This window comes from Bradyrhizobium sp. KZN70725, from assembly GCF_055264925.1.
In genome coordinates this window covers 20,665-37,724 of sequence record NZ_JBUYWT010000048.1, presented here as the reverse complement: position 1 = coordinate 37,724, position 17,060 = coordinate 20,665, and the positions used below count along the sequence as shown (strand labels likewise).

Here is a 17,060-nt window from a genome sequence, read left to right as displayed (position 1 = left end):
GAGCCGATTTCCGCGACGACCCGGCATCGCCCGGGGATTGAGCAGGAGGCGCCATCGTGACCGATATCAGCCTTGAGGCCGTGACTGGCAAACTGAACCGGGCCGGCTACGATGCCTTCATACAGGCCCTGCGCCACGCCAAGAGCGTCAGCAACCGTAACGTGGAGCTTGCGCACTGGCTGTTTCACATCCTGCAACAGGAGCGGACCGACCTCAGCCTGTCGGTGGATCACTACAAGCTCGACCGCGCGCGGCTGCTGTCGGACCTCGCAGGCGTCATCAACGGTTTCCGCAAGAACGAAACCGACATGCCGGGCGTCGCCAATTCGGTCATCGATATTCTCGACCGTGGCTGGCACTACGCCACGCTGTTCTTCGGCGAGACCCAGATCCGCACCGGACATCTCCTGGTCGCCGGATTGAAATCGAACGAGATCCGTCGTGCGCTCAACAACATCTCGCAGGAATTCGCCAAGATAAATGTCGACGCATTGGCTGCGGAGCACCGCGCCATCTGGGCAGGCTCCGAGGAGGAGACCATGCGTCCGATGGACGGCTCCGGATTGGCCGGTGCCGGTACTGACGGTACGGACCGGGCGAATCCCAAGGGGACGACGCCGCTCGACCGGTTCTCCCAGGATCTGACCGCCAAGGCCAGATCGGGCCAGATGGACCCGATCCTCGGTCGAGACGACGAAATCCGCCAATTGATCGACGTGCTGATGCGCCGGAGGCAAAACAATCCGATCCTCACCGGCGAGGCCGGCGTCGGCAAGACTGCCGTGGTCGAGGGATTTGCCCAGCGCATTGCCGCCGGCGAGGTGCCGCCGCCGCTGCGCAACGTCAGGCTCTGCGCGCTGGATATCGGCCTGATGCAGGCCGGTGCCTCGATGAAGGGCGAGTTCGAGCAGCGCCTGCGCTCGGTGATCGACGAGGTACAGAACTCGCCTACCCCGATTATCCTGTTCATCGACGAAGCGCACACGCTGATCGGGGCCGGTGGCGCCGCCGGCACCGGCGACGCGGCCAATCTCCTCAAGCCTCCCCTCGCCCGCGGCACGCTGCGGACCATCGCCGCCACCACCTGGGCAGAGTATCGCCAGTACATCGAAAAGGACCCCGCACTCACACGGCGCTTTCAGCCGATCCAGGTCGATGAGCCGGATGTAGAGACCTGTTGCATCATGCTGCGCGGTCTCCTGGGCCCGATGGAGAAGCACCACGGCGTTCGCATTTCGGACGCCGCGATCGTGACCGCGGTCAACCTGTCGCATCGCTACATTCCGTCCCGACAGCTGCCGGACAAGGCGGTCAGCCTGCTGGACACAGCTTCAGCACGGGTAGCCATCAGTCAAAGCGCGACGCCGGCCCTGATCGAGGACGCTCGCGTCGCGATCGCGGCCCGCGAGGCCGAACGATCAGCGCTGGTCAGCGACGGCGATCTCGGGGACGAGAACAGCGAGCGCATCACCACAATCGACGGCGACATCGCGACGCTGAAGGCCAAGCTGTCCGGCCTGGAGGCCGACTGGGCCAAGGAACAGGAGCTCGTCAAGGACATCCGCAGCATTCGCGAAATCCTCTCCGAGAACGGCGACGAAGATCGAGCGACGAAGCGCGTCGAGTTGCGCGGCAAGTTCGAGACACTGGAAGGCATCAATCCGGAAAAGCGGATGATCTACGCCCATGTCGACCAGCAGTCGGTGGCCTCTGTCGTGTCCGACTGGACCGGTATCCCGACCGGCAGAATGATGCGCGACGAGATCGAAACCGTCCTGAAGCTACCCGAAATTCTCAATCGCCGCGTGGTCGGCCAGTCCCACGGGCTGACGATGATTGCGAAACGAATCGAGACCAGCCGCGCCAAGTTGGACAACCCGTCCAAGCCGATTGGCGTTTTCATGCTGGCCGGACCGTCCGGCGTGGGCAAGACAGAAACCGCCCTCGCGCTTGCCGAAACCCTTTATGGCGGCGAGCAGAACATGATCACGATCAACATGTCGGAGTTCCAGGAGGCCCATACGGTCTCGACCTTGAAGGGCGCACCTCCGGGTTACGTCGGCTATGGTGAAGGCGGCCGGCTCACCGAAGCGGTCCGGCGCAAGCCCTACAGCGTTATCCTGCTCGACGAGGTGGAGAAGGCCCATCCCGACGTCCATGAGATCTTCTTCCAGGTGTTCGACAAGGGAGTCATGGAGGACGGCAACGGTCGGCGAATCGATTTCAAGAACACATTGATCATTCTGACCACGAACGTCGGCACCGATCTCATCATGAGCCTGGCGCGCGATCCGAAGTATCGCAACGAGCCGGAAGAACTCGCCAGGCTGCTGCGGCCGGAATTGCTGAAGGTGTTCCCTGCCGCCTTGCTTGGGCGCATCGTCTCGATCCCCTACTTTCCGCTTTCGGACGAGATGCTTGCCGGCATCGTCAGATTGCAGCTCGACCGGATCGGACAGCGCCTCCGCGATAATCACAAGGCTGCCTTCGGCTACGACGATGCAGTCGTCGAGCACATCGTATCCCGCTGCAACGATCCGGACTCCGGCGGGCGGATGATCGACAACATCATCACCAACACGCTGCTGCCCGAACTGTCGCGTGAATTCCTCAGCAAGTCTCTCGCCAAGGAGGAGGTCAAGCAGACGCGCGTCTCGATCGTGAACGACAAGTTTGCATATTCGTGGAACTGACTGCGATGAACATCCAGACCGAGCACCGCCAGCCGACCACCGGCACCACAGCATACGATGAGGTGTATTATCCCGGGCATGTCTACGGGCTCACTCACCCGAACCATCTGGCAACGATCGCTACGGTCTACGGCATGCAGCCGGCTCCGGTCGAGCGCTGCAGGGTCCTGGAGCTCGGCTGCGGCGTTGGCGGCAATCTGTTGCCGATGGCTTTTCAATATCCGGACAGCGAGTTCATCGGTATCGACCTGAGCGGCGTTACGATCGAACGCGGACAGCGGAACATCGCCGCGTTGGGCTTGGGCAACATCAGGCTTCTGCATTGCGACATCATGGATGTCGACGCTGCCTTCGGACAGTTCGACTACATCATCGCCCATGGCGTGTATTCATGGGTGCCACCGGTCGTGCGCGAGAAGATGATGTCCATCTTCAAACGGAATTTGGCGCCACGGGGGCTCTGCTATGTCAGTTACAACGCGCACCCGTTCTCGCATCTTCGCGACATGGTCCGCGACATGATGCGCTACCACACCCGGCGCATCACCGGGATGAAGGAGAAAGTCGGACAAGCTCGCGCGATCGTGAAATTTCTCAGCGAAGGATCGAAGTCCAGCTCGGTGCACGGTACAGTCATGCGTGACCAGTGCAACCGCGTGCTCAAGGCTCCGGACGAGTTGCTTTTTCACGACGATCTCGATTCTGGCGCGACGGCGTTCCTGCTGCACGAAGTCGTCGAAGACGCCGGCCGACATGGGCTGCAATATCTGAGCGACGCCGATTTCTCACGACGCTATCTTGCCGGTTACACCGAAGAGGTCCGCGCCACGCTGCAGCGCTTTCCCGAAAGCGAGTTCATGGCGCGCGATCAGTATCAGGACTTCATCGACGGCAACGGGTTTCGGCGTACGTTGCTCTGCCACGAAGGCATCTCCCTTGACCGCAAGGTCGATCTCGACTTCATCACCGCCTTCTATCTGCTGAGCACCACCAGCCCACGTCGCCCCGACGCCTGCCTGACCGACGATTCCGAGATGGAATTTGAAAATCAGGACGGCAGCCGAATCACCGTGACCAATCCGCTCCTGAAGGCCGCACATCTTTGTCTCGGCCGGGCCTGGCCGCGCGCACTCTCGTTCACTGAACTGCTCGATGGCGCCCGGACGCTGCTGGACGGCCGGCAAACAGCCGATGACCAACGGATATTGACGGAAGCGCTCTATATCCTGGCCTGCAGCGGCGAGGTCTCCTTTCTGAAATCACGGCCGTTTCTCGTGAAGGAAGTCACGGATTGTCCGCAGGCGAGTCTGCTCGCCCGCAGACAGGCGCAGAGCGGCCCGCTGGTCACCAATCTGCTTCACCAAACCGTGCAGTTGGAGGACGACAGGACGCGCCACTTTCTGCAACTGCTCGACGGCTCCCGGACGATCGAGCAAATCACAGCCGAAATGACTGAAATCTTCGGACCGACCATCCAGGTCAAGCAATTGGATGATGCCGGGCAGCCCGCCGAGCCGTTGCTGCTGTCAACCCGACAAAGCGTTGACCGTTCGCTGGCGACGGTCGGCAAACTGGGTTTGCTGGTGGCCTGAGGACGGGCGGCAAGGAGCCGGCCCGTCATTTTGTGGAGCGGACGCCCCACGTCCCATCAGCCGTCGTGGGTGTATTGTTGGCCGAGCAGCCACCCGGTGAGAATGCCGCCGGGTCCGCTGGCATAGACCGCGCTAAGGCCGACACCGGCGCGCAGCATCTGCCATTCATGCTCGCCGACCCAGGGAATGCCGGGATCACCCTTCTGGTATTGCGACAGCAACGTTCGGGCGACTTCCGCGGCATTGGCGTAGATCGTGCCGTTCGCCCAGCGGGGTCGCGGCAGGCCCGTCATGCGGCAGTAGAGCGCGGTACAGACATAGGCGGACGCCTCCTCCGCATTGCCGTCAAGGCCGGTACGCAGCAGATCGTAAGCCGCATGCAAGGCCTCGTGGACGATATAGGCTTCGTCCATTCGCCCCGTCGCCGACACGACCTCCAGCGTATTCGCCGCGACGACCGTACCGTCCGCCCGGGTCCGCGCGACGTCGTTATATTGTGCCGCAACATTTGCCGCGAGGTCCGTCGGAACTCTGACGCTGACCTGTCCCAACCGGATCGCGCGAGCGACGTGATGGAACGTTTGCGGTGCAATCGTCACGTGGCTGCCACGGATCGGAAACCGGAAGCGAATGCGTGCGACCGCCGGGCCATTGAGTACGTCTAGCACCCTGCTCCGAAGTGACATCGGATCGTCCTTGCTGTTGACACTGCTCCACGAATGGTGGTCGGCGTTTCCGGTTAGGAGGTTCAGTTGAACCCGGCCCCGGCCGGATCAGACAAATCGGGGACTGGCTTTCACTCGGAGGGCAGCCCCGTGACGACCACCGACCCGACCACGACCGACACTTACCGCAAGATCGCGGCGCGGCTGACCATGCTCCGGCCGCAGATCGATCTGTCGAAATATTTCGCGGGGCCGAATCCCAATGTCCGCCTCTATGACGAGAAGGCCTATATCCGACGCCAATTGGAGAAGTATGGCGTCGCGGCCGCGACGAGCACGCTCGACGGCGTCACGTTCCTGCCCAAGGACTGGGAAGACCTGATCAAGACGCTGCGCATTGCCAAGACGTCGGACGGATTCGACGCCTTCGCCGAAGGCAAAAGCCCGGAGAAGCCGTCGCATTGGGCCCTCGATCTGTCGATGGCAGCCACAATCGGCAAGGGATTCCGGGAGATCTGGCGCCCAAAACTATCCGACCGGCCGCTCTCGACGCGAGACCTTCCGGGCCGGCACGGCTTCGGGCTCGGGCGCGGCCGAGGGCAATGGAGCGACGACTATAGCGCGCAGTTCGGCAAGGACCCGCAGCCGCAGGACATCACGTCGCTGCATTTCGCGGTAGCGCCGGACCGGGTCAATGTTCACATCGACGAGACCGGCTTCGTGTTTGAGGGCGCAGACGGCGCCCTCACGGTCGGACCGAATTTCGGCCACCACGCCGTCAATGAACTGTTCTGGAAGAGCAATCCTCACCTGCCGCGCTGGGCGATCGATCACATCGACCTGATCCTGCCGAACAGCGCCAACGATTTTTCGCGATTTGGCGTTTCGGTCGACCTGTATCAACGCAAGGACTTGCGCGTCACCGTCACCGGCTCCTGCGGCATTTTCGGAGGATTCGAGTGCTCGGGAACGTTAAGCGTCAGTGGAACGCATGATCTGCTTGGCTCCAAGCCGAAAGGCGCGCGCTGACGATCGCATGTCTGCGATCGAGGGTGCGGCAGAGCCGCTTGAACCGGCGCTTCAGCAGACGCGACTGAGGGATAGGCTCGCCGACGCAAAATGCGTCCTACAGTTTATGCCAATGGTGTTGTTGCAATGGCGCCCTTAAAGCCCCCCGTCTGGCTCGATACCAATATTCTTATAGACATACAGAACGGGCAAAGAGCTGCGGCGAGCACCGCCGAGAAAGCGCTCAGCCGACGCTTCGAGAATGAAATTCTCAATCTGGCCAAGGACGGTCACGAGGTTCTGATCTCACCGCGGGTCAAGTTTGAATTTCTAAAGGGAGCGCGTGCTCAGTCCGGCGAAAAATTGCTCACTGACTTGCGGATCGTCGAAGACAAAATGATGACCCAGGTGCCCCGCGCGCAAGTTTGGAAGTGGGGCAATGAGGGTTTGAATCACGGGCTTTCCGCGTTCGATTCCGATGTTGTCGCCCAGGTCAGGGCAGGCGGAGTGGCTCGCGGCATCAAGAATCCGGTGTTGCTGACCAGGGACAGCGGAGGAACGCTCATTGCGATGCGCAGGAGAGGCGTTCAAGCGCTCGACTTCCGGGCACCGGAGGTGAGACTGAAGGTCCCGCGGAACACACCGACCCCGCCAGAGGTCCCGCCGCCGCCGGCAGGCTCCGTCGCTGGCGAAGGATTTTGGAGCGCGGCCAAGGCCGGCTTCAAGGCGGGTTTAAAGGAGGCTTTCAAGGCCGAGAACATCGCTGCGATGATCCCCGATCTGGTCCTTATGGTGGCTGACAAGGTCGCGGCCCGAGAGGCACTCAAGAACATTCAAGTCAAGTTCATCAAGGAGGGGTTTGCAAAGGGCGTTGCAGCGGGCGTCATGGGTTGGTCCGAGGAGGAAGTTGCATCAAATCTGATGAACCGCATCACCGCGTTCAGAGTTCAAGGTCTGGAAGACCCTGCTGGCATCCTGACGCGCGCGACCATTCTGCAAGTGGCCGAAGCGTACGAAAACTATGCGGTGGTGATTGGATTTCAGTTCAGCTCTGCCAAGGACCTGAAATGGAAGCGCGAGATGGTCGCCAAGGGCTCCAAGATTCTGCATCAGTATGGATATTATTTCGGAACCGATCCGCAGGCGCTATTTGAGTACGAGTTCATCGACAAGCTAGCGTGGACGCTTCAGCCGACCACCAATGCGATAGTTGAGCCCACAATCCGCCACTGAAAACGATCATATTGCTGGTGATTGCTCATGCCGCAATTGAAAGACAAAGTAGGACGGTTTGCCGCCACGGGTCGCAGCTGCCAAAACTGGAAGCAGGACCAGGAACTGGTCATCTCGCTGCTCAACAAGATCGCCATTTCCGACGGAGGAGCCGAGACCACGCTCAAACCGCAAATGGTCGTGACGGGTCACGCCAGCGACAGCCTCTACAACTCGATCCTGTATTTCCAGCAGAAGAACTTCCCGGGCACGCCGGACGGCTATATCCGGCCTGGTGGGCCAACATTCACTCGGCTCGTTGATCTCGCGACCAAGGCAGCCGCCAAGCCTCCTCCTCCCAAGGGTCAATGGGACGGGATCGCGACGCCATCCGTCGATGCCGCACTTCGCAAGGGTCTGCTCGACGATTCCAAGCTGGACTATGGGGAAGTCGTCGACATTATCAGGGCGACCGTCACGGATGGCATGGTCACCGCATTCGAGCTGGACGACCTGACCACCATTGCAAACACCTCCAGAACGCTTTCTCCGACTTCGAAGAAGCTCATCACGCTCTTCGTCGGCGACGAAAAGAAGAAGTGGCTCGGGGTTGGACCGTACGACCTCAACTCGGATCAAAAGAAGCTCGCCGCGGAGATGGTCTGCGATTTCCTCAAGAACACGAGGACCACATTCTTTCCGAAGCTCGACCCGCACCGCGTCGGGATCGGCATTCTCAGGCGAATTGCGAAGCCGAGCCTCATAGATCAGGATCAAGCGAGCATGTGCGGCCCCTCCGCGCTGATGTTCAGCTACGCATCCGACAAGCCGGGGCAATATGCGCGGTTCGCCATCGATCTGTATCAGAAGGGGCAGGCGAACCTCGGCCGCCTGCTGATCAAGCCGGGAAAGGACGTGAAAAACTACACGCCGCCCTACTCGCTGGACCACGTCGATTGGCTGACTTGCGCCTCCATTCGCGACTCGGAAAATTGGTTCCTCGATTTTGACGACACCGGCAGAATAAGCGATGTCGCGGGGATCACCTTGCCGAGCGAAATGGAGCAATGGTTCCGCAAGGCCGGATACCAGGACGTACGCGAGGAGACCAATCTGAAATTCAGCAAAGGCATCGACAGCGTCAACGAAGCCAACGCCCTGCTCGCCAGTGGATACCGCGTATGCCTGTTCATAAGCGCCAACATGATCGAATATGACGACCAGTCGGATGAAGGCTCGGTGTTGACGCGGCACTGGGTCGTCTTGCGTGACAGGATACAAGTGTCGAACGGAAACGTGACGACAACGATCTTCACATGGGGCAAAGGAGATTACGCGATCCCGCATCCGGGCAAGGGTGGCGCTCAGAAGCCTCTCTCGATTGGGGACTTCCTTATGAATTATTACGGGTACATTGCTGCCAAAGCGTGAGTGGAGAACAAGCGCTCTCACCACGCGTTGAGGTCGGTGACGAGTTGCTTGTCCAGGGACAAGCTTTCCATGCCGCTGGAAAGCAAAATGCCGCTTCGATTATGGTGCCCACTCCCGGGAATGTTCCGCTTGTGGTGCAGGAAGTGACCGACCTCGTGCGCCATGACGCCAATGAACGCCTCGCCATAGTCGAACACGGGTGGATTGCCCTGATCGACAACCACGAAGGCCTGCTCGTCGGGCAGATACTCTCCAGCCGCCTCGTTATCCATTGCGTCATAGTCGCCGACGAGAAAACACGTGAGATCGGCGCCGCGCACCTTGAACGGGACGATCTCCTTGCGGAAAACATCCCGCGAGATTTTTGGCCCCAGGGCTTTCCGGACCGTCATCCAAGTCGCCTCTGCCGGGGTGAAGAAGATATTTGCCTGAGCCCCGAACGTCCAGTTCAGCTTGGTGAGGAACCAGGGCACGTCGTCCGGCGTCCATTTCGTGGCGTTGATCAGATTGCCGGATTGATCGAGGTACTTGAGGAATTTGAACGCGATCGTGAAATCCTTGCGCGGCAGAATGGCGACATCCAACTTGATGCTTGTGCTGCCGCGTACGGCTTTAAGCTCGGGAATGCCTTTATCCTTGGGCGAGACCTTGAGGCCGCGCGCAGGGCCGTCCGGCCGTGCAGTGGCATACAGCGCTGTACGCAGACGCAGCAACTGGTCGTCGCGCTCCTGGCCTTTTTGCTCCCTGAAGCGGGTCTTGATGTATTCCTGAGCGACACGTTCGACGTCATCGAGCCGCACATCCTCGACCAGGAGTCGATTGCGATCATACGACAGGCCAACGTCCTTGCTGTCGCGGAGGCAGACCAGGTTGAAGCCTCCCCGAGGAACGATCATGAAATTTTGCGTAGCGTACACACCCGAATTCTGCAGGAACTGAACGAAGCTCGGCATGGCTTCCCCCACCCCTCCTAATCCACGGACGGGATCTCGCCCGGTCCATCGCGCCGAGCATATCCATCCGGGATCGCGTCCGGTTGAGCGCGCAAGATAGCGGAAATTGGCCTTGCGAGGCAGTTGATTTCGCTTGGTGTCGTTGAGCAGCAAGGGCGAATGCCGACTCAAGTGGAGCGCATTTCGAAGAATATCTTTCCGGCTGCGGGCTTGCGCCCTGAGCTGACCTTCACGTCGTTTGGCCGGCATGGCGGGACCACCGAGGCGAGCACGTCCGGCCCCACAAGAACGCGACTGATGAAGAACGGCCAATGGTCATCGACCAAAGCGATGGAGCACGACCTTCATCATGACGACGAGGCCAAGCACGCACAGATCAAGCGGCGCAAGCAGGCGGCCAGAAAGTGAACGGTTATCGGAATGGATTCGGCGCTGTTGTCGGAACGGAAATCAAATATTCCGATAAGTACCTGAAATTATTGGAGCGGGTGAAGGGAATCGAACCCTCGTATTCAGCTTGGAAGGCTGCTGCTCTACCATTGAGCTACACCCGCATCTCGGGTTCACCTAACACGGCCGGGCGGCGGCCTCAACTGCCCCGGCGTGCGTTGTGTTCTCCGGCAAACGAAACCATTTCGCCGCAATCCGGCCGGTTTCCTGGCGCGGCTGGGGCCGGAGGCGGCCTTAACAGCGGCGGATTCGGCACCTATATTCGAAGTCCCATCAACAAAGAAAGGAGGTGATCTAGTGTCTTGTCTCAAGCGCTGTCACCTCGCTGGGATCGCCCGCTAGGCCCTGAGCAATCAGCCTGGCATCGGGGCGCTCTCAGCCCTGGACCAGCGAGACATCAAAATCGGGGGCGCGGCGGAAGCTCATCCGCCGCGCCTTTTTGCTGTCTTGGCCTGTGCGATTCGCCGCCGCCATGCCGGACGGCGGGATACCTTGTCGCAACACAGAGACCGTCCGATCCGCTACAGATGAAATGTCGGCTCGGATCGCCGCGAGACGTCCTTGGGCCAGTCGCATCAGAAATAAGGAGCACATCAGATGCTTTATGCCATCCTGGCCTATCACGTCGAAGCCGAGGTCAAATCGTGGAACGCCGAGGAGGACGCTGCCGTGATGACGGGTCTGCGCGAGGTCCATCAACGGCTGAAGGGCAAGCTCGGTCCGGCTGCGCGGCTCGGCGATACCCGCAATGCCAGCACGCTGCGTGGGCCCGGCCACGGCATGGTGATCGACGGGCCGTTCTCCGAAACCAAGGAGCAATTGCTCGGCTTCTACGTGATCGATTGCACCGATGAGGCGGAGGCGATCGCCGCGGCGCGCGACCTGCGCAGCGTCAACCCGTCGGCGGTCTACGAGATCCGCGCGCTGAAGCTCTACATCCCCGGCGCGCCATTTCCGGAGACCGCGGGCCCGCGAGACGCGTAGCGCGTGTCCCCGCGCAAACGGCTTTGGCGCTTGTCGCGAGGGAAACCGCTTCGCACGTTTCCGGATCATGCCTTAGCGGCTGGAGCGCTTCGGCAGCTTCGGGAGTTTGCTCGGGTCGAACTTCGGCAGCGGCAGATCCGGCGGCGGCTCGGGTGCCACCTCCTGGCTCGGAATCAGCGTCACCTCGAAGGCGAGATCGGGCACGGCATCCACCCTGCCCGTGCAGGTCGCGATCGCGCCGGTGCAGGTGCCCTCGAGCCGCACCACGAGGTCGTCGGTGCCGAACACGGTCGTGCCGTCTCTCGAGTGCCGCTGCGTGGTGAGCACGGCGGAGAAGCACTCGCCGTCGACCTCATAGGTGCCGCTGTAGAGCATGACCGCGTCGCTGCCCCACAGCCTGCCATCGGCGACGTGCACGATGCCGGTGCCGTCCGCAAGCGACGTTCGAAACCACGCCGCGTAGGTGCCGTTCTTGAGCATGGAGCCGGTCTCCATCTGCTCCGTTTCACAGCGCACGATCTGGGCACCGTTGCGTTAACAGGCGATGAAGGAACTCGCGCCTACGCTCATTGGCCGTCGATCTGCCGCCCCATGATGGCGATCGCCTTCTGGTAAACGCCTGCCGCGTTCCACGCCTCGATCGCGGCGAAGTTGGGTTCCCCGGGCTGATAGCCGGCGCCGGCGCGCCAGCCATGGGCGCGCAGGAAGTTCGCCGTCGAGCTCAGCGCGTTGGCCGCGACGTCGAGATTGCCGGTGCCGTAGGCGAGGACGTTCTTCGGCATGAACTGGGTCTGGCCGATCTCGCCATGCATCGAGCCGCGCGTGCTTCCAGACAACGTGCCGCGGTCGACGAGCTTCAGCGCCGCATAGAGCTGGTCGGTGAAGAACTCCGGACGGCGGCAGTCATAGGCAAGCGTTGCGATCGAGGACAGCATGTTCTGGTTGCCGCGCTGGCTGCCAAAGCCGCTCTCCATGCCCCAGATCGCGATCAACGGTCCCGGCGGCACGCCATAGCGCTGCTGGATCGAGGCGAACAGCGCGGCTTGCGACTGCTTCAGCGATCGGCCGCGCGCCACGATGGTCGCAGATCCCCGCTTGGCCATGAACTGCTCGAGCGACAGGCCGAAGCTGCGCTGGCCGCGATCCGCGGCAATCGTCGCGCTGGCGTAATGGGTCTGCATCAGCGCGGCGATCGCGGTGGCGCCGATGCCCTTGGCGCTCGCCTCGCCCGAGAACTGCTGCTTCCAGGCTTCGAACCCGCCGGGCCCGTTGCCGCACTGCGCCGCGTTCGCCTCAGCCCCCAGCGTTGCAACCATCACGACGATGGCGAGCGCCGACGTCGCAACCTGCCAGCCCCTGATCATCCGAAACCTCCTCCGCAAATATGCCGCCCTCGCGGGCGCGGCGCTGACGATGGCCGGATGGACATGACCCGGCGATGAACGGCCCGCCTCAGATTCGGCCTCGGACCGTCACGATATGTCGCTGGCAGCGGATTGGCCATCCCGCCCGCCTCAGGCAGGCCGGGACATTTGGCCCCTACGCCCGGAAGGCGTCACGCGCCCGGCAAGACGACGAACACGGCGTGCGTGACGATGCGGATCGCGCATGAGACCCGCGAAATCCGGTGGTGAACGGCGTGCGATGTAGTAGGTTCTCCGCGGGGACGGCGGCCCCGCTATCCTCCAACTTGGGAGGCGATGGCTATGATGAAGACCCTGTCACTTCTAGCGGTCCTGCCCTTTATCGGGCGTCCTGTCGATGTCGACGGGCCACGCCGCATCCACATGCTCGACCAGCAATTTCGGCATCTCTGCAGTACCGTGCGGGAAGCGGTATGCGGTCAGCTACGAAGCCTGCCGGAAATACGTGATCGAGCATGGCGCATCGCCCGCCGAATCCTGGTGGTACTGCAGCAGTCAAGGCTACACGAAATAGTCGGCACTTCCCGAGCGAGGCTTTTCACCGCCGCGGACAGCACGTCGAGCTACCGCGACGTCGAATGCGTATGCCTGCCGGTCCGCGTGTTAGGGCACGTCGCCTCTTCTCACTGGACCGACGGTCTGCGGCCGGTTGAGGAAGAACTCGCGGTTGCCGAGCGCGGCCTCGGCATACTGGTCGATCGCCACGATGATCGCCTGCACGTGGTGAAAGCACCAGCCTTCCCGCGTCGCCATGTGCCGGACCTCGGCCAGCGCCTTGATCCAGGGCGCGTGATCATCGCTGTCGTGGAAATACCGAAGCGGCTCTCTCATCTTTTCCTCCGGCACATCACGTCTTGCAGTTCGGCGCACAGCCGCCGCATCCCGGGCGCGCCGTCATGCACGCGCTTCGCCGGCGGCCAGCTCTCGCTTCGCCGGGCGAATGAAGGCCGGCGTCGCGGCGCGACGGCGCGGTGCAACGCTCGCATGCACGATGATCGGATCGCGGTCGCCCAGGACCTCCCGCTCCTCGACCAGGCGGCTCATGACCAGCCGCATCTTCAGGAGATCCCCGGCGACGAAGGCGCAGTCCTCATCGCGGTTGATCTGCTGGCGCATGATGGCTTCGGCCTCGAGCATGCTGACGCGCAGCGCCCTGATCTGCCTGCGAATTTCGCTGATGCGGTTGTCCATGGCGTCCTCCAATTCCCGGTGGAGGGCAATTAGAACAAAACAAGAACATTGAGTCAAGCAGCGAAAGCCGTCCGTCATGGGTATCGTTATCACGACGCAACCGGGTGAGTTGCAGTCACCGGCCGTAACAGCTTTCATGAATTCAACGTGAGGTACCGGACATCAAGCGAGATCAAGAAGCCGCGGCCGACCGCGCGCGGCGAGGATCGCAGCCGTCAAAGACAAACGGCCGACATACGACTGTGGAACAATGCGGCATCGAACTTGTCTACACAAATAGACAAGTTAAAATAGGTCGATTCTATTTCGATCATTGCGCAGCAAATGCCCAAGTACTCTAATGCCCAAGTCCTCCAAGCTGGTAGCCGCGAAGCGCGGCAAGGTTCTTCTGGTTAGACGCCGATCTGACGGGCTGTGGATGTTTCCCGGCGGGCGCAGGCGCGCGCGAGAAACCGGGAAGGATTGCCTCAAGCGCGAGATCAAGGAGGAGCTGCCGAAGCTCAAGCTCGGCAGGCTGAGCCTGTGGAAGGAAGTGACGGCCAGGAACAAGCGTTCCGGCCGCAGGATGAGCGACGCGATCTTCATCGCCAAGAACGCCAAGGGCCGACTGGCGATCGGCGACAAGAAGGAGATCGACCGCGCCGCCTGGCAGAAGCCGCGGGGCCTTCGCCTGACACCGACCTCGCGCTACATCCGCGACCGGCTGTTTCCGAGAAAGCAGCGCCGCCGGAGATAGCGGCGGGATCATCGCTGCTTGAAAGCGCCGCGCTTCCACCCCAAAGAAACGGCCCCAGCGAGGGGGTACAAGCTGGGGCCGCGAGTTTACCTTGATCGTCCAGGCGCTGCCGGCAGGGACAGCACCGAACCTGTGACAATCATGCTCCGCCGCGTCCGTTCCTCGACGGCGCGCCTGGACGCGATCCCGGAAGGATGGGCCGTGAGCCTCATGCAGCGGCAGCTCACGGCCGAGCACATCTCGATGCTCAACATGATGCTTGGCGAAGCGCGGCGACATGGGATGTCCTGATTCCCCAAGGCGAATGTCCTGATGGGTGCGGCACCCTTTCTGGTGCCCCATCATGATCGTCGGATACGCATCCGCAGACCAAGAGTTCCACCGCAGGAACACCGTACTGATCCGGATTTCTGGACAGATAGGACGGTCGTAATACCAACCCTGCCGGCGTTACCGTTCTTTGCAGAGCATTTTTTTCACGACTGAGTTTTTACAGACCTATTATGACCGGCAGAAAAGGGCCGCCGATGCGACGGCCCTTTTCGATTCAGTGCCCCATGTCTTCGCGCGGCAAACGATCCCGGTGACGCACCCAAATCGGTACCAGGCAAAGAACGAGGCCGCCAACCGGCGGCCTCCTTGTTGAGTGGCCCCAGCAACCTATGGGGGCCTGGGAGGGCAGGCGCTGGGGCCGTCTACCGGCCCGGTTGGCGCGGTCGGGCCAGGTGAGCTTCCATCAAATGAACAGAGCAACGGCAACCATTGCGATTGGGCAAAGTCCCAATACGACGATGCCCGCTCGAACAATCACTTCGGACATGACATGCGCCCTTCAATGGGGCGATCAAAATACGCCGCAGCGGAAGCAGCGCAAAGTGCAGTTTGTGCCCGATTTTCCGCGTCCCTCAACCATGCGTCACGGCGGGAAAGTACGCGCCAAGGCGGAGTCGTTCAGACACCAAAACTCACGCGCGAGCCTCCCGGAGATCGCCGAAGATTGAGGCCTCAGGCGGTATCGCGGATTTCGGCCGTGGAGTTTGGCGGCTGCGCCGGCACACCGTGCTGATTTCTTCAGCTTCGCATACCGCCGACGCGTGCTAGGAATGACGTGATCCGCTGCGTATCGGACCACGACATGAGCCAGAACTCGTCAGAATGACCTTCCCCTCCAACCGCCAGAGGCGGCTGTTCAGACTGGTCTCCGCGCGTTGGCAGCGCCGCGCCCTGTTCTTGCTGGGCGGCATTGCGGTCGGCGCGGCGGCCGTCGCGCTGGCACAGCTCGCCGATCTGGCACAGATCGCGTTCGGCGCGGTGGTATCCCGTTTCCATTATGCCTCGCTGGTGCTGACGCCGGCCGGGTTCGCGCTGTCGGTGTTTCTGACCAACCGCTTCTTTCAGAACGCGCAAGGCAGCGGAATCCCGCAGGCGATCGCCGCACGCCATCTGACCGACCAGACCGCGCGCGAAAGCCTGGTTTCGCTGCGCGTTGCCGCCGGCAAGATCCTGCTGACGCTGTTTGGCCTGTTGTGTGGCGCGTCGGTCGGGCGCGAGGGACCGACGGTGCAGATCGGCGCCTCGATCATGTTCGCGCTCGGCCGCTTCTCGCCGCGGCGCCAGCCCGGCCTGATCCTTGCCGGCGCGGCCGCTGGTGTCGCGGCCGCTTTCAACACCCCGCTGGCCGGGATCGTGTTCGGCATCGAGGAAATGAGCCGTGCCTTCGAGACGAGAACCAGCAGCCTGATCATCGGCGCGGTGATCGCCGCCGGCCTGACCTCGCTCGCGCTGATGGGCAACTATACGTATTTCGGCACCAGCGCGACGGCGCTGCGCAACGGCACCGACTGGCTCGCGGTCCCGCTCTGCGGCGTTGCCGGAGGTCTTGCGGGCGGCCTGTTCAGTCGCATCCTGATCACAATGGCACGCGGGTTTGCCAATCCGGTCGGAAGCGCGATCAAGCGTTATCCAGTCGGTTTTGCCGCAATCTGCGGATTAGCGGCTGCGATTTGCGGGATTGCGTCCGACGGCGCGATCTATGGCACGGGATATCAGCAGGTCAAATCCGCGCTCGAAGCCGGAACACAATTGCCGGCGAGCTTCAGCGTCTGGAAATTCCTGGCGACCACGTTCGCCTCGATCAGCGGCATGCCGGGCGGCATCTTCGCGCCCTCGCTCGCGGTCGGTGCCGGGCTCGGCTCCAACATCGCGCCGCTGTTTCACGGCGCGCCGCTGTCGGCCATCATGCTGCTCGGCATGGTCTCCTATTTCGCCGGCGTGGTTCAGGCACCGATCACCGCCTTCGTGATCGTCACCGAGATGACCGACAATCACGCGATGGTCGTGCCCTTGATGACCGCGGCCCTGATTGCGCACGCGAGTTCGCGCCTGATCTGCAAGGAAGGCGTCTATCACGCCCTCGCCAAGGGCTTCGTCGAGCGCGCTGCGCCGGCGCAGAAGATCACCTCGATCTGAATTCCCGGCACCAAGGGAAAACGGCCCCGGCATCTCGCGTTGCCGGGGCCGTCCTATTCCCATGCTCACGGCGAACCGCCGGTGTCGATAATCAGGGCGGACCCTCTGGGCCTTGAAAAATTTCCTTAATGAAAAAGCCTGCCCAGCATCCGAATTCGCGCGATCCGGCGTTTCGGAAAATAACGGGTGTGAATCCAGCTTGAATAAATTTCGTCTGGGACAAACGGAATGTTTCAGTGACTCTTCATGCGT

15 protein-coding genes and 1 tRNA gene are annotated in these 17,060 nt (G+C 61.8%); 9 read left to right on the top strand and 7 right to left on the bottom strand.

The features are described 5' to 3' along the window. Window positions 1-56 precede the first annotated feature (56 nt). Window positions 57-2,693 (top strand): type VI secretion system ATPase TssH, encoded by a 2,637-nt coding sequence (gene tssH, locus ACZBJS_RS32290; RefSeq protein ID WP_141339672.1) that lies wholly within the window; start codon window positions 57-59, stop codon window positions 2,691-2,693. Window positions 2,694-2,698: 5 nt separating this feature from the next. After that, the gene (locus ACZBJS_RS32285) at window positions 2,699-4,285 is read left to right on the top strand and encodes a class I SAM-dependent methyltransferase (RefSeq protein WP_168858783.1); all 1,587 of its coding nucleotides are present in this window, start codon (window positions 2,699-2,701) and stop codon (window positions 4,283-4,285) included. A gap of 56 nt (window positions 4,286-4,341) precedes the next feature. Here the strand turns inward: ACZBJS_RS32285 and ACZBJS_RS32280 are convergent, their stop codons facing one another. Then, a complete protein-coding gene (locus ACZBJS_RS32280; protein ID WP_316397691.1) occupies window positions 4,342-4,971 on the bottom strand; it encodes a hypothetical protein in 630 nt (209 codons plus the stop codon). Between the two features lie 129 nt (window positions 4,972-5,100). Here ACZBJS_RS32280 and ACZBJS_RS32275 point away from each other — a divergent pair, with 129 nt between their 5' ends. The 3 genes from ACZBJS_RS32275 (at window position 5,101) to ACZBJS_RS32265 (ending at window position 8,601) form a co-directional block, all read left to right on the top strand. Then, on the top strand, window positions 5,101-5,979 hold the full coding sequence (locus tag ACZBJS_RS32275; RefSeq protein ID WP_057019602.1) for a hypothetical protein: 879 nt from the start codon (window positions 5,101-5,103) through the stop codon (window positions 5,977-5,979). A gap of 90 nt (window positions 5,980-6,069) precedes the next feature. Beyond that, complete coding sequence (locus ACZBJS_RS32270) at window positions 6,070-7,191, top strand: type II toxin-antitoxin system VapC family toxin (protein ID WP_316397692.1); 1,122 nt, start codon at window positions 6,070-6,072, stop codon at window positions 7,189-7,191. Window positions 7,192-7,218: 27 nt separating this feature from the next. Beyond that, entirely contained in the window at window positions 7,219-8,601 is a 1,383-nt protein-coding gene (locus ACZBJS_RS32265) for a hypothetical protein (RefSeq protein ID WP_168858780.1), read from the top strand. 17 nt (window positions 8,602-8,618) lie between these two features. On the opposite strand, the gene ACZBJS_RS32260 is transcribed toward ACZBJS_RS32265, so the two are convergent. Continuing rightward, the gene (locus ACZBJS_RS32260; RefSeq protein WP_168858779.1) at window positions 8,619-9,554 is read right to left on the bottom strand and encodes a hypothetical protein; all 936 of its coding nucleotides are present in this window, start codon (window positions 9,552-9,554) and stop codon (window positions 8,619-8,621) included. Window positions 9,555-9,677: 123 nt separating this feature from the next. Here ACZBJS_RS32260 and ACZBJS_RS32255 point away from each other — a divergent pair, with 123 nt between their 5' ends. Then, the gene (locus ACZBJS_RS32255; protein WP_210263018.1) at window positions 9,678-9,962 is read left to right on the top strand and encodes a hypothetical protein; all 285 of its coding nucleotides are present in this window, start codon (window positions 9,678-9,680) and stop codon (window positions 9,960-9,962) included. Between the two features lie 72 nt (window positions 9,963-10,034). Here the strand turns inward: ACZBJS_RS32255 and ACZBJS_RS32250 are convergent. Beyond that, window positions 10,035-10,108 (bottom strand) — tRNA-Gly (locus ACZBJS_RS32250). Between the two features lie 493 nt (window positions 10,109-10,601). On the opposite strand from ACZBJS_RS32250, the gene ACZBJS_RS32245 reads away from it, so the two are divergent. After that, complete coding sequence (locus tag ACZBJS_RS32245; protein ID WP_076831500.1) at window positions 10,602-10,988, top strand: YciI family protein; 387 nt, start codon at window positions 10,602-10,604, stop codon at window positions 10,986-10,988. A 72-nt stretch (window positions 10,989-11,060) separates the two neighbouring features. On the opposite strand, the gene ACZBJS_RS32240 is transcribed toward ACZBJS_RS32245, so the two are convergent. The 4 genes from ACZBJS_RS32240 to ACZBJS_RS32225 all read right to left on the bottom strand — a co-directional run bounded on the left by ACZBJS_RS32240 (window position 11,061) and on the right by ACZBJS_RS32225 (window position 13,603). Then, entirely contained in the window at window positions 11,061-11,468 is a 408-nt protein-coding gene (locus tag ACZBJS_RS32240) for a hypothetical protein (RefSeq protein ID WP_463439734.1), read from the bottom strand. 86 nt (window positions 11,469-11,554) lie between these two features. Further along, window positions 11,555-12,352 carry a lytic murein transglycosylase gene (locus tag ACZBJS_RS32235; RefSeq protein ID WP_038383190.1) on the bottom strand — a complete coding sequence of 266 codons (798 nt, stop codon included), beginning with the start codon at window positions 12,350-12,352 and terminating at the stop codon, window positions 11,555-11,557. Window positions 12,353-13,015: 663 nt separating this feature from the next. Further along, window positions 13,016-13,243 (bottom strand): hypothetical protein, encoded by a 228-nt coding sequence (locus tag ACZBJS_RS32230; protein WP_016843397.1) that lies wholly within the window; start codon window positions 13,241-13,243, stop codon window positions 13,016-13,018. 63 nt (window positions 13,244-13,306) lie between these two features. Further along, window positions 13,307-13,603, bottom strand: a complete 297-nt coding sequence (locus ACZBJS_RS32225; RefSeq protein WP_028339395.1) for a hypothetical protein — start codon at window positions 13,601-13,603, stop codon at window positions 13,307-13,309. A 340-nt stretch (window positions 13,604-13,943) separates the two neighbouring features. Here ACZBJS_RS32225 and ACZBJS_RS32220 point away from each other — a divergent pair, with 340 nt between their 5' ends. Next, the gene (locus ACZBJS_RS32220) at window positions 13,944-14,339 is read left to right on the top strand and encodes an NUDIX hydrolase (protein ID WP_026192922.1); all 396 of its coding nucleotides are present in this window, start codon (window positions 13,944-13,946) and stop codon (window positions 14,337-14,339) included. Between the two features lie 1,155 nt (window positions 14,340-15,494). After that, window positions 15,495-16,808: a chloride channel protein gene (locus ACZBJS_RS32215; protein ID WP_316397694.1), complete on the top strand. Its 1,314-nt coding sequence runs from the start codon at window positions 15,495-15,497 to the stop codon at window positions 16,806-16,808. The last annotated feature ends 252 nt before the right edge of the window (window positions 16,809-17,060 follow it).